This window comes from Clavibacter sp. GW821-FHT01D01 (assembly GCF_059422605.1).
Genome location: NZ_JBWKXC010000005.1, coordinates 52,239 through 74,096 on the forward strand (window position 1 = coordinate 52,239; position 21,858 = coordinate 74,096).

Annotated in this window: 16 protein-coding genes; 13 read left to right on the forward strand and 3 right to left on the reverse strand. The window is 74.7% G+C overall.

Translation table 11 applies throughout. From position 1 onward, the window contains the following. The first annotated feature begins 128 nt into the window (after window positions 1-128). From AC07VC_RS08560 to cydC, 4 genes are read left to right on the forward strand one after another with little or no spacing between them, the layout of a single operon-like run. Window positions 129-1,541 carry a cytochrome ubiquinol oxidase subunit I gene (locus AC07VC_RS08560; protein WP_494675766.1) on the forward strand — a complete coding sequence of 471 codons (1,413 nt, stop codon included), beginning with the start codon at window positions 129-131 and terminating at the stop codon, window positions 1,539-1,541. A gap of 2 nt (window positions 1,542-1,543) precedes the next feature. Further along, complete coding sequence (gene cydB / locus AC07VC_RS08565; protein WP_494675767.1) at window positions 1,544-2,548, forward strand: cytochrome d ubiquinol oxidase subunit II; 1,005 nt, start codon at window positions 1,544-1,546, stop codon at window positions 2,546-2,548. Between the two features lie 6 nt (window positions 2,549-2,554). Further along, window positions 2,555-4,408: a thiol reductant ABC exporter subunit CydD gene (gene cydD, locus AC07VC_RS08570; RefSeq protein WP_494675768.1), complete on the forward strand. Its 1,854-nt coding sequence runs from the start codon at window positions 2,555-2,557 to the stop codon at window positions 4,406-4,408. Beyond that, window positions 4,405-6,195, forward strand: a complete 1,791-nt coding sequence (gene cydC / locus AC07VC_RS08575; RefSeq protein ID WP_494675769.1) for a thiol reductant ABC exporter subunit CydC — start codon at window positions 4,405-4,407, stop codon at window positions 6,193-6,195. The genes cydD and cydC overlap by 4 nt, the downstream gene beginning before the upstream one ends. Before the next feature lie 16 nt (window positions 6,196-6,211). Here cydC and AC07VC_RS08580 read toward each other — a convergent pair whose 3' ends face one another. Then, on the reverse strand, window positions 6,212-7,030 hold the full coding sequence (locus AC07VC_RS08580; RefSeq protein WP_494675770.1) for an aminotransferase class IV: 819 nt from the start codon (window positions 7,028-7,030) through the stop codon (window positions 6,212-6,214). 53 nt (window positions 7,031-7,083) lie between these two features. Here AC07VC_RS08580 and AC07VC_RS08585 point away from each other — a divergent pair, with 53 nt between their 5' ends. From AC07VC_RS08585 to holA, 5 genes are all read left to right on the forward strand, one after another. Beyond that, on the forward strand, window positions 7,084-8,559 hold the full coding sequence (locus tag AC07VC_RS08585) for an anthranilate synthase component I family protein (RefSeq protein WP_494675771.1): 1,476 nt from the start codon (window positions 7,084-7,086) through the stop codon (window positions 8,557-8,559). Window positions 8,560-8,657: 98 nt separating this feature from the next. After that, window positions 8,658-11,216: a leucine--tRNA ligase gene (leuS, locus tag AC07VC_RS08590; protein ID WP_317230752.1), complete on the forward strand. Its 2,559-nt coding sequence runs from the start codon at window positions 8,658-8,660 to the stop codon at window positions 11,214-11,216. 423 nt (window positions 11,217-11,639) lie between these two features. Next, window positions 11,640-12,470: a helix-hairpin-helix domain-containing protein gene (locus AC07VC_RS08595; protein WP_494724457.1), complete on the forward strand. Its 831-nt coding sequence runs from the start codon at window positions 11,640-11,642 to the stop codon at window positions 12,468-12,470. After that, window positions 12,467-14,173: a ComEC/Rec2 family competence protein gene (locus AC07VC_RS08600; RefSeq protein ID WP_494675773.1), complete on the forward strand. Its 1,707-nt coding sequence runs from the start codon at window positions 12,467-12,469 to the stop codon at window positions 14,171-14,173. The genes AC07VC_RS08595 and AC07VC_RS08600 overlap by 4 nt, the downstream gene beginning before the upstream one ends. A 94-nt stretch (window positions 14,174-14,267) precedes the next feature. Beyond that, a complete protein-coding gene (gene holA / locus AC07VC_RS08605; protein WP_494675774.1) occupies window positions 14,268-15,296 on the forward strand; it encodes a DNA polymerase III subunit delta in 1,029 nt (342 codons plus the stop codon). 86 nt (window positions 15,297-15,382) lie between these two features. Here the strand turns inward: holA and rpsT are convergent, their stop codons facing one another. Together rpsT and AC07VC_RS08615 are read right to left on the reverse strand one after the other, a co-directional pair. Then, on the reverse strand, window positions 15,383-15,646 hold the full coding sequence (gene rpsT, locus AC07VC_RS08610) for a 30S ribosomal protein S20 (protein ID WP_012038238.1): 264 nt from the start codon (window positions 15,644-15,646) through the stop codon (window positions 15,383-15,385). 135 nt (window positions 15,647-15,781) lie between these two features. Next, a complete protein-coding gene (locus AC07VC_RS08615; RefSeq protein ID WP_494675775.1) occupies window positions 15,782-16,300 on the reverse strand; it encodes an NUDIX hydrolase in 519 nt (172 codons plus the stop codon). Between the two features lie 92 nt (window positions 16,301-16,392). Between AC07VC_RS08615 and AC07VC_RS08620 the strand changes: the two genes are divergently transcribed. The 4 genes from AC07VC_RS08620 to lepA all read left to right on the forward strand — a co-directional run bounded on the left by AC07VC_RS08620 (window position 16,393) and on the right by lepA (window position 21,806). Continuing rightward, window positions 16,393-17,577 (forward strand): pyridoxal phosphate-dependent aminotransferase, encoded by a 1,185-nt coding sequence (locus AC07VC_RS08620; RefSeq protein ID WP_494675776.1) that lies wholly within the window; start codon window positions 16,393-16,395, stop codon window positions 17,575-17,577. A 28-nt stretch (window positions 17,578-17,605) separates the two neighbouring features. Then, window positions 17,606-18,862, forward strand: coding sequence for an amidohydrolase (locus tag AC07VC_RS08625; protein WP_494675777.1), 1,257 nt, complete (start codon window positions 17,606-17,608; stop codon window positions 18,860-18,862). Continuing rightward, window positions 18,859-19,830 carry an epimerase gene (locus AC07VC_RS08630; protein ID WP_494675778.1) on the forward strand — a complete coding sequence of 324 codons (972 nt, stop codon included), beginning with the start codon at window positions 18,859-18,861 and terminating at the stop codon, window positions 19,828-19,830. The genes AC07VC_RS08625 and AC07VC_RS08630 overlap by 4 nt, the downstream gene beginning before the upstream one ends. Window positions 19,831-19,958: 128 nt before the next feature. Continuing rightward, complete coding sequence (lepA, locus tag AC07VC_RS08635; protein ID WP_094115765.1) at window positions 19,959-21,806, forward strand: translation elongation factor 4; 1,848 nt, start codon at window positions 19,959-19,961, stop codon at window positions 21,804-21,806. Window positions 21,807-21,858: the final 52 nt, after the last annotated feature.

The following is a 21,858-nucleotide window of genomic DNA, read 5'->3' on the forward strand; positions in this document are numbered from 1 at the left end:
GCCTCGAACCGCACGATCCGCCCTCCACAGGAAGCGCAGCCGGTCGCCATGACACCGCACCCCGCCCCCGTCGAACACCCGCATCCCGACAGCCGCCGCCCGGGCGCCGGCGCGAGCGGGGCCCCCCGGTGAACGAGCTGCTGGACCCGCTCGTCCTCTCCCGCTGGCAGTTCGGCCTGACGACCGTCTACCACTTCCTCTTCGTCCCGCTCACGATCGGCATGGCCTTCGTCTGCGCGATCTACCAGACGGCGTGGGTGCGCACGGGTCGGCAGCACTACCTGCGGCTCACGCGCTTCCTCGGCCGGATCTTCCTCATCAACTTCGCCATGGGCACCGTCACCGGCATCGTGCAGGAGTTCCAGTTCGGCATGAACTGGTCGGAGTACAGCCGCTTCGTCGGCGACGTCTTCGGTGCGCCGCTCGCGCTCGAGGGCCTCCTCGCCTTCTTCCTGGAGGCCTCCTTCATCGGCCTGTGGATCTTCGGCTGGGACAAGCTGCCGAAGCGCCTCCACCTGGCGACCATCTGGGTGGTGTCGATCGCGTCGATCCTCTCGGCGTACTTCATCCTCGCCGCGAACGCCTTCATGCAGAACCCGGTGGGCTACCGCATCGACGAGGAGCGGGGAAGGGCGGAGCTCACCGACATCTGGGCGCTGCTCACCAACAAGGTCGCCCTCGCCGCGTTCCCGCACACGATCTTCGCGAGCTTCATGTGCGCGGCCGCGGTCATCATCTCCGTCGCCGCCTGGCACCTGTCCCGCAACCAGCACCTCGACACGATGATGCCGGCGATGCGCTTCGGCATGTGGTTCATGGTCGTGTCGGGCGCGCTGACCATCCTCTCCGGCGACCAGCTCGGCCTCGCGATGGTGCAGACGCAGCCCATGAAGATGGCCGCGGCGGAGGCGCACTACGACACGTCCTCGGGCGCCGCCGCGTCGTTCTCCGTCTTCACCTGGGGGACGCCGGACGGCTCGAGCGAGCTGTTCTCCATCCGCATCCCGTACCTGCTCTCGTTCCTCTCGACCCACACGCTCGACGGCACGGTCGAGGGCATCAACGACCTGCAGGCGCAGTACGTCGCGAGCTACGGCCCCGGCGACTACACGCCCACCATCTGGGTCACCTACTGGGCGTTCCGCTGGATGATCGGCTTCGGCATGGCCGCCATCGGCGTGGCGGTCGCGGGCCTGTGGCTCACGCGCCGCGGCCGGGCCATCACGCGGCCGTGGATGTGGCGGGTCGCCATCTGGGCGGCCCCGCTGCCGCTGCTCGCCATGACCGTCGGGTGGATCTTCACCGAGATGGGCCGCCAGCCCTGGATCGTGTTCAGCCTGCTGCAGACCGCGTCCGCGGTGTCCCCGAACGTCACCGGGGTCCAAGTGCTCATCTCGCTCATCGCCTTCACCCTCGTCTACGGCTCGCTCGCGGTGGTGGAGCTCCGGCTCATCCTGAAGGCCGCCCAGCGGGGACCGGAGCCGGAGCAGGCGCCCGACCCGGAGACGGGCGAGCTCGTGCGGGAAGCGAGCGTGTACTGACCATGGACCTCCCCCTCCTCTGGTTCGGCGTCATCGCCTTCCTCTTCGTCGGCTACTTCGTGCTCGACGGCTTCGACTTCGGGGTGGGCATGAGCCTGCCGTTCCTCGCGAAGGACGACACCGACCGGCGCGTGCTCATCAACACCATCGGGCCCGTGTGGGACCTCAACGAGACGTGGCTCATCGTCGCGGGTGCCGCGCTGTTCGCGGCGTTCCCCGAGTGGTACGCGACGCTGTTCAGCGGCTCCTACCTGCTGCTGCTCGCGATCCTCATCACGCTCATCCTCCGCGGCGTCTCGTTCGAGTACCGGCACCAGGGCGCCTCGGACCGCTGGCGCGGGTCCTTCGACCTGATGATCGTCGTCGGCTCCGTCGTGCCGTCGTTCCTCTGGGGGGTCGTGTTCGCCAACGTGGTGCGCGGCGTGCCGATGGACGCGGACCACGACTACACGGGGTCCACCCTCGACCTGCTGAACCCGTACGCGCTCCTCGGCGGGCTCACCACGCTGTCGCTGTTCCTCGTCAACGGCCTCCAGTTCGCGGCGCTCAAGACGGACGGGCCGATCCGGGCGCGCGCCCGCCTGCTGTCCATGCGGGTCGGGGCGGCGACCATCGTGATCGCGGCCGCCTTCCTCCTCTGGACGACGCTCGCGCACGGGTCGGCGCTGTCGGGGCTCGTCTCGGCCCTCGCGGCCGTCGCGCTCGTCGCGTCGTACCTCGCCAACGCGCGAGGACGCGAGCGGTGGGCCTTCGGGCTCGTGGCGGCGACCATCGCGCTGGCCGTCGCCAGCCTGTTCGCGGCGCTGCACCCGTTCGTGATGCCGGCCTCGAACGACCCCGCGAACGGCCTGACGCTGGAGAACGCGTCGTCGTCGCCGTACACGCTCACGATCATGACGTGGGCCGCGGGCTTCGCCCTGCCGCTGATCCTCGCGTACCAGGCGTGGACGTACTGGGTGTTCCGGAAGCGCATCACGCGCGCCGTGATCACGCAGGCCGCCCACTAGCGCGCCGTGAAGCCCCTGGACCCGCGGCTGCTGCGCTACTCGGCCGCAGCCCGCACCATGCTCGCGGTCGGCGCGCTCGTCGGCGTCGTGCAGACCCTCGCGCTCGTCGCCTTCTGCTGGTCGCTCACGCAGCTCGTCGTGCGGGCGGTCGACGGCGCCGCCGCGGGCGCGCTCGGGCCGCTCCTCGCGCTCGCGCTGGGATCCGCGGTCGTGCGCGGCGCGGCGGCCTGGCTGCTCGACGTGGTCGGCGCCCGCGGCGCGGCGCAGGTGACCTCGGAGCTCCGGCGGCGGGCGCTGCGGGCGATCGCGGACCTCGGTCCGGCCTGGACCGCGTCCCGCAGCCGGGCGCGCCTCACCACCGTGGTGGGTCCCGGCCTCGCCGCCCTCGAGCCGTACTTCTCGCGGTACGTGCCGCAGCTCCTCCTCACGGCGCTGGCCACGCCCATCGTGGTCGCCGTGCTCCTCGTGCAGGATCCGGTCACCGGCATCACCGTGATCGCCACCCTGCCCGTCATCCCCGTCTTCATGGTGCTCGTGGGGTGGGCGACGCAGGAGGTGCAGCGGCGGCAGTGGGCGCGCCTGACGGAGCTCGCTTCCGGGTTCCTCGACGTGGTCGACGGGCTCTCGACCCTGCTCGTGTTCGGGCGCGCCCGGCGCCAGACGGCCCGCATCCGGCGGGTCACCGAGGACTACCGCGTCGAGACGATGCGCGTGCTCCGCATCTCGTTCCTCTCGGGCTTCGTCCTGGAGCTCGCCGCCTCGCTGTCGGTGGCGCTCGTCGCGGTCTCGGTCGGCGTCCGCCTCATCGGCGGGACGCTCGACCTCGAGGTGGGCCTGTTCGTCCTGCTCCTCGCGCCGGAGGCGTTCCTGCCGCTGCGGCAGGTGGGCGCGCAGTTCCACGCCGCCGCGGAGGGGGTCGCGGCCTCCGACGACCTCCTCGGGATCCTCGACGAGGAGCGGGCGCGGCGGGGCACGAGCGCCGTCGCGGCGGCGGGAGGCGGCGCACGGGACGCGGCCACGGACGCCGCTACGGCCCGCGCGCCCGGCGGGGATGCCCTCGTGATCCGCGACCTCGCCGTCTCGCTCGGGGACGCACCCGTGCTGGGCGGCCTGTCGGCCCGGTTCCCGCGCGGGCGCATCACCGCCGTGACGGGACCGAGCGGGGCCGGGAAGACCTCGCTCCTGCGGGCGCTGCTCGGGCAGCTGCCCGCCACGGGTGCCGTCGGATGGGTCGGCGGGGACGTCGGCGCGGGATCCGCGCCCCGGGCCCTCCGCCCGGGGGAGATCGCGTGGTCGGGGCAGCGGCCGGGTCTCATGGCGGGCACGGTCCGCGAGAACGTGGCGCTCGGCGTGGTCGATCCCGACGAGGCGCTCGTGCGCCGCGCGCTCGCGCTCGCCGCAGCCGAGGGCATCGACCCCGCCGTGCGCCTCGGGGTGGGCGGGCAGGGGCTGTCCGGCGGGCAGGCGCAGCGGGTCGCTGTCGCCCGCGCGATGCACCGGGCCCTCGCGCTCGACTGCCCGCTCGTGCTGCTCGACGAGCCGAGCTCGGCGCTCGACGCGGTGACGGAGGCCCGGCTGGCCGCGGGGATCCGGGAGCTCGCCGACCAGGGGCGCGCCGTCGTGGTCGTCAGCCACCGCGCGGCCCTGGTGTGCGCGGCCGACGCCGTGCTGCGGCTGGGTGCCGGGCTGAGTCCGGGCGCCGCGACCTCCCTCGAGGACGCGCCGACGGCATCCGCCGCGCGTGCCGGCGGGGGCGAGGGCTCGACGCCGGGAGACCCCGGCCACCTCGCGGATGCCGCCGACCCCGGGCCCGTGCGCCTCGCGCCGGAACCCGCCTGGCGCGCGCAGGTGGCGCCGTGAACCGCGACGACGTCCTGCGCCTCGCGCAGCCGCCCGCGCGCCGCGCGCTGCCCGGCCTGCTCGCGGGCCTCGCGGGCGCGGCCGGGGCCGTGGCCCTGCTCGCGACCTCCGCCTGGCTCATCACGCGCGCGTCCGAGCAGCCGCCCATCCTCTTCCTCGGCATGGCCATCGTGGGTGTCCGCGCGTTCGCCCTCGGACGCGCCGCGTTCCGGTACCTGGAGCGCCTCACCAGCCACGATGCGGCCTTCCGCGCCCTGGCGACGCTGCGCGTGGGCGTCTTCGAGCGGATCCTGCCCTTCGCCCCCACCGGCCTCCGCGACACCCGGCGGGGCGACCTCCTGGCCCGGCTCGTCGGCGACGTCGACCGGCTCCAGGACCTGCCGCTCCGCGTCGTGCAGCCGCTGGCCGTGTCCGTGCTCGTGCAGGTCGCGAGCGTCGCCGTCGTGTGGGCGGTCCTGCCGCCGGCCGGGATCGCGCTGCTCGTCGTGCTCGCCGCCTCCCTCGTCGTCGGGGTCGGGGCGACGTCCGCGCTCGCCGGCCGCGCCGAGGCGCGGATCGCGCCGCTCGAGGCGCGGCTGCAGGACCTCGTGCTCGACCTCGTCGGCAGCCTCGACGTGCTGACCGCGTACGGCGCCGTGGACGCCCGGCTCGCCGAGGTCGACCGGGCCGCGGGCGACCTCCGCCGGGCCGTCCTCCGCAGCGCGGCCGCCGCCGGCGCGACCACGGGCATCGTGCTCGCCGGCACCGGCGCGGTCGCCGCGTGGACCGTCCTGCAGGGCGTCCCCGGCCTCGCATCCGGGGCCCTCGACCCGGCATGGCTCGCCCTCGCCGCGCTGGTGCCGCTCGCGCTCGTCGAGACGGCGACGTCCGTGCCGCTCGCCGTCCAGGCCTGGCGGCGCGTGCGCACGAGCGCGGAGCGCGTGGCCGGCGTGGTGCCTGCGACGATCCCGGCCGAGATCCCGCGGGAGCCCGTGGGCGCGGACGCCGATGAGGGCGCTGTCGCCGACTCCGTGGGGCCGACCGCACCGGCTCCCGCCGACGACGCGCCGGCCGGAGGGTCGGGCGAGCGGTCGGCCGACGGGCGGTCCGGCGGACGCGTCGGGGCGACGCTCGAGATCCGCGACCTCGTGACGCGCTGGCCGGGCGCCGCGGTGGATGCCCTCGCCCCGGTGTCGCTCGTCGTGCGGCCGGGGGAGACCGTCGTGGTGCGCGGACCGAGCGGATCGGGCAAGTCCTCGCTCGCCGCGGCGCTCGTCCGCTTCCTCGAATCCGGCGGCACGTACGTCCTCGACGGGCGGGACGCGCGCTCGATGCCCCCGTCGGCCGTCCGCCGCGTCGTCGGCCTCTGCGAGCAGGCGCCGCACCTGTTCGACGCGAGCATCCGGCAGAACCTGCTCTTCGCCCGCGAGGACGCCGACGACGCCGAGCTCGTCGCCGTGCTCGACCGGGTCGGCCTCGCGGGGTGGACCGCGGAGCGCGGCGGCCTGGACGCGCGCGTCGGCGACCGCGGCGGCCTCGTGTCCGGGGGCCAGGCGCAGCGCATCGCCCTGGCGCGCGCGCTCCTCGCCGACTTCCCGGTGCTCGTGCTCGACGAGCCCACGGCGGGGGTCGACGCCGAACGGGCCCGGGCCGTGCTGCGGGACGTGCTCGCCGCGGCGCGCGACCGGGGCCGGGGCGTCCTGCTGCTCACCCACACGGAGGTGCCCGCGGACCTCGTCGACCGCACCGTGCACATGGGCGCCGGCGAGGCCGGCGAGGCCGGCGCGGGCCGGTCCGCGGCGTCCTGACGGATCCGCGCCCGGGTCAGCCCGCCGGCAGCTCGCGGCGCAGGGCCGCGAGCCGGGTGCGCCAGGCGCGCACCCGGCCGGGCTCCGCCGCGGTCGCCGGGCCGTCGATCCAGCCGCGCACCAGCCGGATCCCGTGCAGCGCGCTGACGGCCCACACCTCGCGGCCGTCGAGGTCGGCGGGCCGCACGCGGTCGTGGAGCACGTCCACCCCGAGCGCGGTCGCCAGGGCGACGATGCTGCGCTCGGTGACGCTCGGGATCCGCGGGACGTCGCCCTCGACGACCGCGAGGGCGTCGCCGTGCCACCAGAGGATCGCGCTGTACGCGCCCTCGACCACCGTGCCGTCGGCGGCGAGGATCACGGCCTCCCCGGCGCCGTGGCGCGCGGCGCGGCTGCGGAGGGCGCCGAGCGCATGCAGGTCGGGGCCCTTGACCCGCGGCATGGTGCGGGGGTCCGGACCGTCGTGGTCGCGGAGCACGACGGAGGCGGTGCGCTCCGGCGCGGGACGGACGAGGAGGCGGGCCACGTCGCCGCCCGGGCCCCGCAGGGCCTCCACGCGCGGGAACCAGGCTCCCTCGCGGGGGAGGGCGGCGACCGCGGCGTCGAGGAACGCGGCGGGATCCGGCACGGCCGCCGACTGCAGGCGGAGCGCTGCGAGGAACCGCTGCCGGTGCACGTCGAGGGCGAGCACGCGCCCGGCGTCGACCAGGAACGAGTCGGCGGCGAGCACGCGGTGGCCCGGCGGGCGCACGGCCTCCGCTCCTGCACCGCCGGCGTCCGCGGCCTCCGGCGCCCAGCCCGCGGGCGTCCACCGGAGGATCGTCTCGGAACTCATACCCTTGAGGCTAGGCGGCCGCCGGGTGCGCCCACGACACCGGGAGGCCGAGCATGCAGGAGCCCCGCGCGCGGGCGGCGCGGCCCGTGGCCGGGCGGCGCCTGGCTGCCTGGCACGAGCCCCGGGACGTGTTCCTGGCCCTGTACGCCGACGAGGAGGCGGGCGACGTGGCCTGGCTCGACGACTCGGCGGGGGAGGGATGGAGCTACCTGGCCGCGTCCGCGGGGACCGTGACGGAGTGGCCCGCCGGCGTGTTCCCCGGGCTCGCGGCGATGCTCCCCGCGGCCGGCGACGCGGGCGCGGGCGCCGGTGGCCCCGGCCTCCCGGACGGTCTCGCGTTCCGGCTCGGCGTCCTCGGCTGGATCCCCCACGACGCGTGGCCCGAGACCGTCCCCCTGCACCACGCCCCGCACGCCGCGCGGGCTCCGTCCGATGCACCCGGGCCCCTCCCGGCGGCCGTGATGCGCGTAGAGCGCCTCCTCGCCTTCGACCACGCGACGCGCGGGGTCTGGGCCGTGGCGCGCGAAGGGGATGCGTGGCTGGTTGCCGTCGCGGCGGAGCTCGACCGGGTCGCGGACGCCGCGGCTCCGGCCACCCCCGCGGCGTCGCACCCCGTCGACCCCGCCAGGGGCGCGCCTGCGCCGCGCGACGCCGGCGACCACCACGACCTCGACGCGCTGCCCGCATGGCGGCACGACGACGCGGCCTACCTCCGCCTCATCCGCTCCTGCCAGGCGTCCATCCGCCGCGGCGACGCCTACCAGCTGTGCCTCACGAACAGCGCGACGCTCCCCGGCACGGTCGACCCGGTGCGCGTCCACCTGGCGCTCCGCGCCCTGAGCCCCACCCACCACGGCGCGTTCCTCCGCATCGGCGGCACCGCGCTCGTCAGCGCCTCGCCCGAGCGGTTCGTCGAGGTCGACGGCGGCGGCACCCTGCGCACCCTGCCCATCAAGGGCACGCGCCCCCGCCACGCCGACCCGGCCGCCGACGAGCGGGCACGGGCCGAGCTCCTCGCGAGCGAGAAGGAGCGCGCCGAGAACGTCATGATCGTCGACCTCATGCGCAACGACCTCAGCCGCGTCTGCGTCCTGGGCTCCGTGCGGGTCACGAGCCTGTTCGCCGTCGAGGCGTACGCGCAGGTGCACCAGCTCGTGAGCCGCGTCGAGGGCGAGCTCGCGCCCGGCACCACCGCGGTCGACGCCGTGCGGGCCCTGTTCCCTGCCGGATCCATGACGGGTGCCCCGAAGTCCGCCGCCGTGGGCATCCTGGCCGCCCTCGAGGGCGGATCGCGCGGGGTCTACGCCGGCGCCTTCGGGTGGTTCGGCGAGGACGGGCGGGCGGACCTCGCCATGGTGATCCGCTCGGTCGTGGTGACCGACGGCCGCGCCACGATCGGCGCGGGCGGCGGCATCACCGCGCTCTCGGTCCCGGAGGAGGAGCTGGCGGAGGTGCGCGTCAAGGCGGCCCCGCTCATCGCCGCCGCGCGCGCAGGCCGCGTGCCCCGGGAGGGGACCGGTCGCGCCTGACCCGGCGCCCCGCGACGGGTTCGGGCGCGGCCCGGCGCGTTCACTAGTCTTGTCGAGGCCTTGACGGCCGCGACCCCCGCATCGAATCGAGAGCGCCCTTGGCACACGAGACACCCGACACCCCCGGCGACACCTACGACTTCCGCGCCATCGAGGCCGAGTGGTCCGAGGTCTGGGAGCGCGAGCAGCCGTTCCGCACGCCCGACGCGAGCGACAGCCGCCCCCGCAAGTACATCCTCGACATGTTCCCGTACCCCTCGGGCGACCTGCACATGGGCCACGCGGAGGCGTTCGCGCTCGGCGACGCCGTCGCGCGCTACTGGCGCCAGCAGGGGTTCAACGTCCTGCACCCCATCGGCTGGGACTCGTTCGGCCTCCCGGCCGAGAACGCCGCCATCAAGCGCGGAGTCGACCCGCGCGAGTGGACGTACGCGAACATCGACCAGCAGAAGCGCTCCATGAAGCGCTACGGCCTGTCCTTCGACTGGGAGCGCGAGCTCCACACGAGCGACCCCGAGTACTACACGTGGAACCAGTGGCTGTTCCTCAAGATGCACGAGAAGGGCCTCGCCTACCGGAAGGACAGCTGGGTCAACTGGGACCCGGTGGACCAGACGGTCCTCGCCAACGAGCAGGTCCTCGCGGACGGCACCTCCGACCGCTCGGGCGCCGTCGTCGTCAAGAAGAAGCTGACGCAGTGGTACCTGCGCATCACCGACTACGCCGACCGCCTCATCGACGACCTCAACCAGCTCGAGGGCACGTGGCCCTCGAAGGTGCTCAACATGCAGCGCAACTGGATCGGCCGCTCCGTGGGCGCGGAGGTCGACTTCGTCATCGAGGGCCGCGACGAGCCCGTCACGGTGTTCACCACCCGCCCCGACACCCTCCACGGGGCGACCTTCATGGTCGTCGCACCCGACAGCGACCTGGCCGCCGAGCTGGTGGAGGGCGCGTCGGAGGAGGTGCGGGAGTCCTTCCGCGGCTACCTCGAGCGCACGCAGCGCCTCAACGAGATCGAGCGCTCCACGACCGACCGCCCGAAGACCGGCATCCCGCTCGGACGCACGGCCGTCAACCCCGTCAACGGCGAGCGGATCCCCGTGTGGGCCGCCGACTACGTGCTCGCGGACTACGGCACGGGCGCCGTCATGGCCGTCCCCGCGCACGACCAGCGCGACCTCGACTTCGCGCGCGCCTTCGACCTCCCGGTACGCGTCGTCGTCGACACCACGCAGCCCGTCACCGGCGCCATCCGCATCATCCCGGAGGACGGCGAGCTGCCCGACCTCGAGGAGGTCCTGCCCGGCCGCACGGGCGTGGCGCTCCCCGGCGAGGGGCGTCTCATCAACTCCGGGTCCCTCGACGGCCTCAGCAAGCAGCCGGCCATCAAGCGCGTCATCGAGCAGCTCGAGGCGGAGGGCCGCGGCCGCGCCGCGAAGAACTACCGCCTGCGCGACTGGCTCATCTCGCGGCAGCGCTTCTGGGGCACGCCCATCCCCATCGTCTACGACGCGGAGGGCACCGAGATCCGCGTCCCCGAGGACCAGCTGCCGGTGCGCCTCCCCGACACCGAGGGCCTCGACCTCACGCCCAAGGGCAAGTCCCCGCTGGCCGCGGCCACCGCGTGGGCGAACGTCCCGAGCCCGGTCGACGGCAGCCCGGCCACGCGCGATCCCGACACCATGGACACGTTCATGGACAGCTCCTGGTACTGGCTGCGCTTCCTGTCCCCGAACGACGCCACGAAGGCGTTCGACCCGGCCGACGCCGACCGCTGGGCGCCCGTCGACCAGTACGTCGGCGGCGTGGAGCACGCGATCCTGCACCTGCTGTACTCGCGCTTCATCACGAAGGTGCTCTTCGACCTCGGCTACGTCACGTTCACGGAGCCGTTCAGCGCACTGCTCAACCAGGGCATGGTCCTGTCCGGCGGCAGCAAGATGTCGAAGAGCAAGGGCGGCGTCGACCTCGGCTCCGAGATCGACCGCCACGGCGTCGACGCCATCCGCCTCACCATGGCCTTCGCCGGACCGCCGGAGGACGACATCGACTGGGAGGACGTCTCCCCGTCCGGCTCGGCCAAGTTCCTGGCCCGCGCCTGGCGGCTCACGGGCGACATCACGAGCGCGCCCGAGGTCGAGTGGAAGACGGGCGACGAGGCGCTCCGCCGCGTCACGCACCGCTTCCTCGCCGAGGCGCCGGGCATGCTCGAGGCGTTCAAGTTCAACGTCGTCATCGCCCGCACCATGGAGCTCGTCAACGCGATCCGCAAGACCATCGACCAGGGCCCGGGCGGCGGCGACGCCGCGGTGCGCGAGGCCACCGAGGTCGTCGCCGTCGCGCTCAGCCTGTTCGCCCCGTACACGGCGGAGGACATGTGGAAGCGCCTCGGCTACGAGGGCTCGGTCGCGTTCGCCGGCTGGCGGAAGGCCGACCGCAACCTCCTCGTCGTCAATACCGTGGTCGCCGTCGTGCAGGTCGACGGCAAGGTGCGCGACAAGCTCGAGGTCGACGCCCGCATCGGCGCCGACGAGCTGGAGGCCCTCGCCCGCGAGACCGCCGGCGTCAAGCGGTCGACCGCCGGCCGCACGATCGACAAGGTCATCGTCCGCGCGCCGAAGATCGTGAGCATCACCACCACCCCCGCCGGCTGACGGGAGTCGCGCGTCACGGCGCGATGCACGGCGACGAGGGCGGTCCGCACGCGGGCCGCCCTCGCCCCATCCCAGGTGCGTTCGATGGACGCGCTCCCCAGACCGTGTCGTCCACGGAGGGCCCGGCATCGCGCCGCCTACCGTGCCGCCATGCGCCCCTCCCGTCGTCCCCGCCCCGGAGCACCTCTCGACGGAGGGGAGTCGCGCGACGGCGACGTCGCCGACGGGGAGGACCCTGCCGGACAGGGGATGCCCGCCGCGCAGGCCGACGGGTGGACGGTCCCCGTGGGCGAGTCGGACCGAGGGGATGCCCCCGACGATGACGATGACGATGACGTGGGCGACGGGGACGGCGACGCTGGGGGCGCCGACGCCGGGTCCGACCATCGCCTCGGGGCCCTTCCCGCTCCGCACGGCACGCCCGTGGCCGCGGCATCCGCTCCGCGGGACGCACCGGCACCGGGGCCGGCGACCCGGACGCGCGTCCGGCTCCGCGTCGGCGTGGGCGCCGCGGTGGTCCTGGTCGGGGCGGCGCTCGTGGCGGCCGTGCTCGTCACCCTCGTGCAGTCCGCGGCCGAGGACCCGGCGGCGGGCTCGACGCCCCGCGCGGGGGCTCGGGCGTCCGCGGTCGGGGAGGCCGACCGGACCCCGGGCGGCGCGGCGGCACCGGCGGGGGATCCGGACGCCGTCGGGAGTCCGTCGGCATCCCCGGGGGACGCCGGCGCGACGGCTGGCGCCACGGCGGACGCGGGGGAGGTCGAAGGCGACGACGGCGGGACCGGCGGCACCGGGACCGCCACGAGCGCCCGCGCGCCCATCTACGTGCACGTGGTCGGGGCCGTCGCGTCGCCCGGCCTCTTCCCGCTGGCGCCCGGCAGCCGCGTCGTCGACGCCCTCGCCGCCGCGCACGGCTTCGCCGACGGCGCCGACACCGCGGGCGTCAACCTGGCGCGCGTGCTCTCCGACGGCGAGCAGCTGGTGGTCCCGCGGCAGGGGGAGACCCCGGCGGCGGCCCCGGCGACAGGACCGTCCGGCGCCGGAGGCGGCACCGCGACCGGCTCGGCGCCCGTCGACCTCAACACGGCGACCACGGAGCAGCTGGAGACCCTCCCGCGGGTCGGGCCGTCCCTCGCGGCGCGCATCATCGCGTGGCGGTCCGCGCACGGCCGCTTCGGCCGCGTCGCCGACCTCGGGCGGGTCCCGGGCATCGGCGACCGCACCCTGGCATCGCTGACGCCGCTGGTCCGGGTGTGACGGCCGATCCGCGGCGCGCCTCCGGCACCCGACGAGCGCCACGGGGCGCGCGCGGCGCGGCAGCGCAGGTCGACCTGCGCCTCGCCCTCCCCGCCGCGGTCGGCTGGGTCGCGACCGCAGTATCCATCGGGGTCCGCGGCGCATCCGGTCCGTCCGCCGTGGCCGCGGCGGTCCTCGCCGTGACGGCCGGGGGAGCCGCGGTCGCGCTCCGCCGTCGCCCGACCGCACGGTCCCGGCGTCGGGCGACCGGCAGCGGCATCGGCGGGAACCGCGCCGTCCGCGTCGCCGCCGCCGTCGCGGTGTCCGCCGCCGTCGCAGCGCTGCTCCTCGGTGCCGCGGCGGCCCGGGAGCCGTCACGCCATCCCGCGGCGCTCGACGCCGTGGTCGCCACCGACGGCATGGTCGTCGCCGACGTGGCCCTCGACGAGCCACCGGCCGGCATGGCGGGCGAGGCACGGCGACCGGGTGCCGGCACCGGACGCGTGCGCCTCGTCGGACGCCTGACGAGCCTGCACGTCGGCCGGCAGCGGGGAGGGGCGCTGGACGACGACACGGTCGCCCTGCCGGTCCCGGTCCCCGTCGTGGTCTTTGCGACGGAGGGCGGGATCGGGGCGCGCCCGGAGCGCATGCGGCCGGGCGTGGGCACCGTCGTGCGGGTCAGCGCGTCCGTGCGTCCCGCGGCTCCCGCCGACCGCGCCGCCTACCTCCTCCTCGCGCGGGGGGCGCCGGAGCCGATCTCGTCTCCGGCAGGGGCCCTCGGACCCGCCGACGCCCTGCGGGCGGGCCTCTCCCGCGCCGCGGCCGACCTCCCGGGTCCCGGGGCGCGGCTGCTGCCGGGGCTCGCCATCGGGGACGTGTCCGCGGTCACGCCCGAGCTGTCGCAGACCATGAAGGACAGCTCGCTGACGCACCTGACGGCCGTGTCCGGCGCGAACTGCGCCGTGGTCGTGGGCCTCGTCCTGGCGCTGGCCGCCGCCGCGGGGCTGCGCCGACCGCTCCGGGCGGTGGCCGCGGCGGCAGCGCTCACGGCCTTCGTGATCCTCGTGACCCCGCAGCCCAGCGTGCTCCGGGCCGCCGTCATGGCGACGGTGCTCATCGTCTCCACCGCCTCCGGTCGGCCCGCGCGCGGCCTGCCGGCCCTCGCCCTGGCGGTGGTCGTCCTCGTGACGGCCGATCCGTGGCTCGCCCGCGACGTCGGCTTCGCGCTCAGCGTCCTCGCGACGGCCGGCCTCCTGGTCCTCGCCCCGCCGATCGCCGCGCGCCTGGGCCGCCGCCTGCCGCGGCGCATCGCGGAGGCGCTGGCCATCCCTATCGCGGCGCAGATCGCCTGCCAGCCGGTGCTGCTCCTGCTGCAGCCCGGGCTGCCCGTCCACGGGGTGCTGGCCAACCTCCTCGCGGAACCTGCGGCGGCTCCGGCGACGGTCGGCGGGCTCGCCGCCTGCATGCTCCTCCCGGTCTGGCCCGCGGCGGGCGGACTCCTGCTGCGGCTCGCGTGGCTTCCCGCGGCGTGGATCGCCGCGGTCGCCGCCGTCCTGTCCGGGCTGCCCGGGGGCCGCGTCCCGTGGCCGACGGGGCCCGCGGGCGTCGTCGCCCTCGTGGTGGCGAGCGCCCTGGCGATCGCGGCCGCGGCACTCGGGCGCGGGGGCGCCGTCCCCATGCCGGGCCCCGTCCCGAGGCCGGGCGATGTCCCCCGCGACGGCTAACCTGGATCCGCCCGACCGCGGGCCGCCCCGCATCGCGGGTGCACGCCCGCCATACGTCGCGCAGGACGACCCACCCCGACCCGGACGGACCCGCATGGCCACCAGGACCTCCCGCAGCACGGCGGTCAAGCCGTCCGCGGCCATCCCGCAGCTCTCCTGGGACGCGGTGCGGCCGGCGCCGATCGTCCTCGTGTCCGGCACGGAGGCGCTCCTGGCGGACCGGGCCATCCGTCGGCTCCGCGACATCCTCACCGCGGAGGACCCGAGCATCGAGGTCTCCGACATCGAGGCCGACTCCTACGCGCCCGGCGAGCTCATCACCCTCGCGAGCCCGTCCCTGTTCGCGGAGCCGCGCATGATCCGCGTGGTCAACGTGGAGAAGTGCTCCGACCAGTTCCTGCTCGACGCGGTCGCGTACCTGGACTCCCCGGCCGACGACACGTACGTCGTCCTCCGGCATGCCGGGGGCGTGCGGGGCAAGAAGCTGCTCGACGCGGTCCGGTCGGGCACGGGCGGCGGCATCGAGATCGTGTGCGCCGAGCTGAAGAAGGACAGCGAGAAGCACGACTTCGCGGTCGCCGAGTTCCGCGCCGCCAAGCGCTCCATCACTCCGGGTGCCGTGCGGCAGCTGGTGGCGGCCTTCCAGGACGACGTGAGCGAGCTCGCGTCCGCCTGCCAGCAGCTCATCTCCGACACCGCGCACGAGATCACCGAGGTGACCGTCGACCAGTACTACGGCGGCCGCGTGGAGATCAACGCGTTCGCCGTGGCGGACTCCGCGATCGCCGGCCGCAGCGGCGAGGCCCTGGTGCTGCTGCGCCACGCGCTCGCCTCGGGAGCCGACCCGGTGCCGCTCATCGCGGCGTTCGCCATGAAGATCCGCACGATGGCGAAGGTGTCGGGGGTCTCCGGCGCCTCGGGGCAGCTGGCCTCGAAGCTCGGCATGGCGCCGTGGCAGGTGGACCGGGCCCGGCGCGACCTGCAGCTCTGGGACGACGCGGGGCTCGGGCGCTCCATCGAGGCCCTCGCCGAGGCGGACGCGCAGGTCAAGGGCGGCGGCCGCGACGCCGTCTACTCGCTGGAGCGCATGGTCCGCACCGTGGCGTCGCGCGGCCGCGACTGACCCGCCACCTCGGCCGTCCCAGGTGACGGGTACGCAACGAAGGGCCCCGCGCGATGCGCGGGGCCCTTCGTCGCGTCCAGGGGAGATCAGCCGATCTTGGCGACCTGCTTGGCGATCGCGCCCTTGCGGTTCGCGGCCTGGTTCTTGTGGATGACGCCCTTGCTGGCGGCCTTGTCGAGCTTCTTGCCCGCGAGGCTGACGGCCTTGACGGCCGCATCCTTGTCGCCGGCGGTGATGGCCGTCTTGACGGAGCGGATGGCCGTCTTCAGCTCGCTCTTGACCGCCTTGTTGCGCTCCTGGGCCTTCTTGTTGGTGCCGATGCGCTTGATCTGCGACTTGATGTTTGCCACGTGTTATGTCTTCCGTTCGAGTTTTCGTCGTGTGAGTTGCCGCTCAGCGAGAGAGGGCGCCTGCGGCGATACCGCGTGATCGGGGAGGATCACACGCAAGCCAACAGGCGACGATACCAGGTCCCGGCCGGGAATTCAGGCCGCGGTGCCCCGCGCGTCGCGGACCGGGGGCGGCGGCGCGTCGCCGGGCCGCACGATGCGCGTCTCCGGCTCGTCGTCGAGGGCGTCCCGGATCCGCTGCCGGTAGTCGGCGGGCATGTCCGGCAGGGCTTCCACCGGCCACCAGGCGACGTCGGACGACTCGTCGTCGTTGACGCGCGCCTCGCCGGACAGGTACCGGCAGCGGAAGGTGAGGTCGAGGTAGCTCGCGCGGTCGCCGTTGGGGTAGGTGATCTCCCCGGTCGTCCGCACCGACACCAGCCGCTCGACCGCCACGTCCACGCCGGTCTCCTCCTCAGCCTCGCGCCATGCGCTGACGGCGGGCTCCTCGCCGGGCTCCAGGATCCCCGAGACGGGCGCCCACGCGCCGGTGTCGCCGCGGCGGACGAGGAGCACGCGCGGCCCGTCGAGGATCACCGCGGTGACGCCCGACAGCCAGAGGGGCGCCGTGCCGATCCGCTCGCGGAGGGAGACGATGAAGTCGGGGATGCCCATGCCGCGAGCCTACCGAGGCGCCGCGGCGCGCCCGACGGGGGCCGCGGCTCCCCGACGTGCCGACCGCCGACCCGCGGGCCTACCCTCGACCCGTGCCTCGTCTCGCGTCCCACATCCCCGCCGTGCCCGAGTCGGGCATCCGCCGCATCCTCGAGTTGTCGTTCGAGGTCGACGACGTCATCGCGCTGGGCGTCGGCGAGCCCGACGTGCCGGTCGCGCCGCACATCCGCGAGGCGGCCCGCCGGGCCTGGGCCGAGGACCGCACCGACTACACGGCGAACGCCGGCATCCCCGAGCTGCGGGCGGCGCTGGTCGAGAAGCTGCGCCGCGCCAACGGGCTCGACGTGCAGACGGAGCAGGTGTGGGTCACGGTCGGCGCGACGCAGGCCCTGTACCAGGCGATGACGCTGACGCTCGGCGCCGGCGACGAGGTGCTCGTGCCGGACCCGGGGTACACGACCTTCTCCATGGGCGCGCGCATGCTGCAGGCGGAGCCCGTCGCCTACCCGCTGCTCCCGGAGCGCGGGTTCCTGCCCGACATCGCCGGGCTCGAGCGGCTGGTCACCGACCGCACCCGGGTGCTGGTGGTCAACTCGCCGTCCAACCCGCTCGGCGCCGTCTTCCCCCGGGAGACGCTCCGCGAGCTGCTCGCGTTCGCCCGACGGCACGACCTCTGGGTGATCAGCGACGAGGTCTACGAGCTCTTCGTGCACGACGCGGAGCACGTGAGCGTCGCGAGCCTGCAGGAGCCGGGGGAGCAGCGCGTGCTCACGGCGTTCTCGCTCTCGAAGACGTACGCCATGACGGGCGTCCGCGTGGGCTACCTGGTGGTGCCGACGGGCATGACGCGGGTGATGCGGACGGTGCAGGAGGCGACCATCAGCTGCGTCAGCGCCCCGGCCCAGTGGGCGGCGGTCGCGGCCGTCACGGGCGACCAGTCCCACGTCGCGGAGGCTCTCGCGCACTACCGCGAGAACCTCGACGCGGCGACCGCGCTCCTGGAGGCGCGGGGGATCCGGCACCTGCGGCCGACCGGCGCCTTCTACCTCTGGATCGACATGGGCCACGACTCCGACGGGGACGTGGCGGGGTGGGCGGAGCGGCTCCTGCTGCGCGACCGCGTCGCCGTCGCGCCGGGCAGCGCGTTCGGGCGGTCCGGCGAGGGCTGGATCCGCGTCTGCCTCGCCGCCGACCGCGAGGTGCTGCTCGAGGGCCTGCGCCGCCTCCCCGCGCCCGGCGACCCCGCGGCCGCGCAGCCGGTCCCGTCCGCGCCGTAGCGCGCCGCCCTCGTCCTAGGCTCGGAGCATGGCCCTCTCCGCAGATCACCCCGCCCCCGTCCGCGCCTCCGCCTCCTCCGTCACCGCCATCGTCGGCGGGCACGTCGTCCCCGTGGACGGCGCGCCGATCCCCGGCGGCACCGTCCTCCTCCGCGACGGGCTCGTCGCCGCGGTCGGCCGCGACCTCGACGTGCCGGACGGCGCGACCGTCATCGACGCGACCGGACGCTGGGTCCTCCCCGGCTTCGTCGAGGCGCACGGGCACGTCGGCATCCACGAGGAGGCCAACGGCCCCGCGGGCAACGACACCAACGAGATGACCGACCCCGACATGTCGTCGGTGCGCGCCATCGACGCCATCGACATCGACGACGAGGGCTTCCGCGACGCGCTCAAGGGCGGCGTCACGACCATCGTCGTGAAGCCCGGGTCCGGCAACCCGATCGGCGGCCAGTCGGTGGCCATCAAGTCGTGGGGCGGCCGCACGATCGACGAGCAGCTCGTGAGCGACTCGGTCAGCGTCAAGAGCGCCCTGGGCGAGAACCCGAAGCGCGTCTACGGCGAGAAGGGCAGGACGCCGAGCACGCGCCTCGGCGTCGCCATGGTCATCCGCCGCGCCTTCCGCGACGCGGAGGACTACCGGGCCGCCCGCGACCACGCCGCCGCGGAGGGCAAGCCCTTCTCCCGCGACCTCGGCAAGGAGACGCTCGTGCGCGTCCTCGACGGCGAGCTCGCCTGGGACCAGCACACGCACCGCCACGACGACATCGCGACCGCCATCCGCCTGGCCGACGAGTTCGGCTACCGCCTCGTGGTCAACCACGGCACCGAGGGCGACAAGATCGCGGACGTGCTCGCGGAGCGCGGCATCCCCGTGATCTTCGGCCCGATGATCACCTCGCGCTCCAAGGTGGAGCTGCGCGACCGCGCCGTCGCGAACCTCGCCGCCCTGCACCGCGCGGGCGTCCTCGTCGCCATCACCACCGACGCGCCCGTCGTGCCGATCGACTTCCTGGTGCACCAGGCCTCCTTCGCCGTGAAGGACGGCCTGCCCGCGGACATCGCGATCCGCGCGATCACCGCGAACCCCGCCGCGATCCTCCGGCTCGACCACCGCGTCGGCGCGCTGACCCCCGGCCTCGACGCCGACGTCGTCATCTGGTCCGGCGACCCGCTCGACGTGCAGTCGCGCGCGGAGCACGTCATCATCGGCGGCGACACGGTCTACACGTGGGCCGACGGCACGGGCACCACGGTCGAGCGCCGCACGCGCTTCGGCGCATGAGCGACGACGGCGCGCTCCGGCGCACGGCGGTCGTCACGGGCGCCTCGGGGTTCATCGGCCAGGTGCTCGTCCGCGAGCTCGAGGCCGAGGGGTATCGCGTCCGCACGGTCGGGCGCTCGGGCGCGGACGCGCGCTGGGGCGACGCCGAGGGGATCCGCCGCCTCGTCGACGGCGCCGACCTCCTCGTCAACCTCGCCGGCAAGAGCGTGAACTGCCGCTACGGCGTCGCGAACCGCCGCGAGATCCTGCGCTCCCGCGTCGAGACCACGGCGGAGCTCGCGCGCGCCGTGGCCGACAGCGCGCGGCCCGTGCCGGTCTGGATCAACGCCTCGACCGCGACGGTCTACCGGCACGCGACCGACCACCCGCAGACGGAGTCGACGGGGGAGCTCGGCGACGACTTCTCGCCGTCGGTGGGGCGCGCCTGGGAGCGGGCCCTGTTCGCGCCGGACCTGCCCGCGACCCGCCGCGTGGCGCTGCGCATCGCGATCGTGCTCGGCCGCGACGGCGCCCTCCAGCCGCTCCTCGGCCTCGCCCGCTTCGGCCTCGGCGGCCCGCAGCTCGACGGGCGGTTCCCCGGGCGCCCGTCCCGCATCCGCGCGGGAGCCCATCACCGCTACCAGCCCACCCACGGGCGGCAGGTCTTCAGCTGGCTGCACATCGACGACCTGGTCGGCATCATCCGCTTCGTCCGCGACACGCCGTCGCTCGAGGGCCCGGTCAACGCGTCGAGCCCCGAGCCCGTCACCAACCGGCGGCTGATGCGCGTGCTCCGCGGCGCCGTCCGCATGCCGGTGGGCCTCGCCGCCAACCGGTGGATGCTGGAGGTGGGCATGTGGCTGTTCCGCACCGAGCCGGAGCTGGTGCTCAAGAGCCGCTGGGTCGTGCCGGAGGCGCTCACGGCCGCGGGCTACCGGTTCCGCTGGCCGAACCTCGACGAGGCCGTCGCCGACATCGTGCGCCGCTGAGCCGCCGGCGGGTCCGCGGGCATCGTCCGTCGACCCGCCGGGCGCCGCCGCACCGTCCGGGCGGCCCGGCCGCGTGCGCCGTGGGATGATCGTGGTTCCGCTCCACCCGCTCGACCCGTAAGGAACGCGTGAGCCCCCTAGCTACGAAGGCCCTCCGGCCCGCCGCGACCGACCCCGCGTCCATCCGCAACTTCTGCATCATCGCCCACATCGACCACGGCAAGTCGACGCTGGCCGACCGCATGCTGCAGATGACGGGCGTCGTCGACTCCCGCTCCATGCGCGCCCAGTACCTCGACCGCATGGACATCGAGCGCGAGCGCGGCATCACCATCAAGAGCCAGGCCGTGCGCATGCCGTGGGAGCTCGACGGGCAGACGTACGCGCTGAACATGATCGACACCCCGGGCCACGTCGACTTCTCCTACGAGGTCTCCCGGTCGCTCGCCGCGTGCGAGGGCGCCATCCTCCTGGTCGACGCCGCGCAGGGCATCGAGGCGCAGACCCTCGCGAACCTCTACCTGGCGCTCGAGAACGACCTGACGATCATCCCCGTGCTCAACAAGATCGACCTCCCCGCGGCCGACCCCGACAAGTACGCGGCCGAGCTCGCGTCCCTCATCGGCGGCGACCCGGCCGACGTCCTCCGCGTGTCGGGCAAGACGGGCGCCGGCGTCGAGGACCTCCTCGACCGCGTCTCCCGCACCATCCCCGCACCCGTCGGCGACCCCGACGGCGCCGCCCGCGCCATGATCTTCGACTCGGTCTACGACGCGTACCGCGGCGTGGTCACCTACGTCCGCATGATCGACGGCAAGCTCAGCCCGCGCGAGAAGATCTCGATGATGTCCACGCGCGCCACCCACGAGATCCTGGAGATCGGCGTCAGCTCGCCGGAGCCCACGCCGTCCGACGGCCTCGGGGTCGGCGAGGTCGGCTACCTGATCACGGGCGTGAAGGACGTGCGCCAGTCGAAGGTCGGCGACACCGTCACGACCGCCGCCCGCCCCGCGACCGAGGCCCTGCCCGGCTACACCGAGCCGCTGCCCATGGTCTTCTCCGGGCTCTACCCGATCGACGGGTCCGACTACCCCGACCTCCGCGACGCGCTCGACAAGCTGAAGCTCTCCGACGCCGCGCTCGTGTACGAGCCCGAGACCTCGGTCGCGCTCGGCTTCGGCTTCCGGTGCGGGTTCCTCGGCCTCCTGCACCTCGAGATCATCACCGAGCGCCTCTCCCGCGAGTTCGGGCTCGACCTCATCACGACGGCGCCCTCGGTCATCTACGAGGTCACCAGCGAGGACAAGCGGACGGTCACGGTCACCAACCCGAGCGAGTTCCCGGGCGGCAAGATCGTCAGCGTCTCCGAGCCCGTCGTCAAGGCCGCGATCCTCGCGCCGAAGGACTACGTCGGCACGATCATGGAGCTGTGCCAGTCGCGCCGCGGCATCCTGCTCGGCATGGAGTACCTCGGCGAGGACCGGGTGGAGATCCGCTACACGATGCCGCTCGGCGAGATCGTGTTCGACTTCTTCGACAACCTGAAGAGCAAGACGGCCGGCTACGCGTCGCTCGACTACGAGCCCGCCGGTTCGCAGGACTCCGACCTCGTGAAGGTCGACATCCTCCTGCAGGGCGAGCAGGTCGACGCGTTCAGCGCGATCGTGCACCGCGACAAGGCGTACGCCTACGGCGTCCTCATGACCGGGCGCCTCCGCGAGCTCATCCCGCGCCAGCAGTTCGAGGTGCCGATCCAGGCGGCCATCGGCGCGCGGATCATCGCCCGCGAGTCCATCCGCGCCATGCGGAAGGACGTGCTCGCCAAGTGCTACGGCGGCGACATCACCCGCAAGCGCAAGCTCCTCGAGAAGCAGAAGGAGGGCAAGAAGCGCATGAAGATGGTCGGCCGCGTCGAGGTCCCCCAGGAGGCGTTCATCGCCGCGCTCTCCGGCGACACGGAGAAGAAGGCGAAGTAGCCGGACCCCTCCCCGCACGCACGACGCGGCCCCCCGCTCCAAGGGGAGGGGG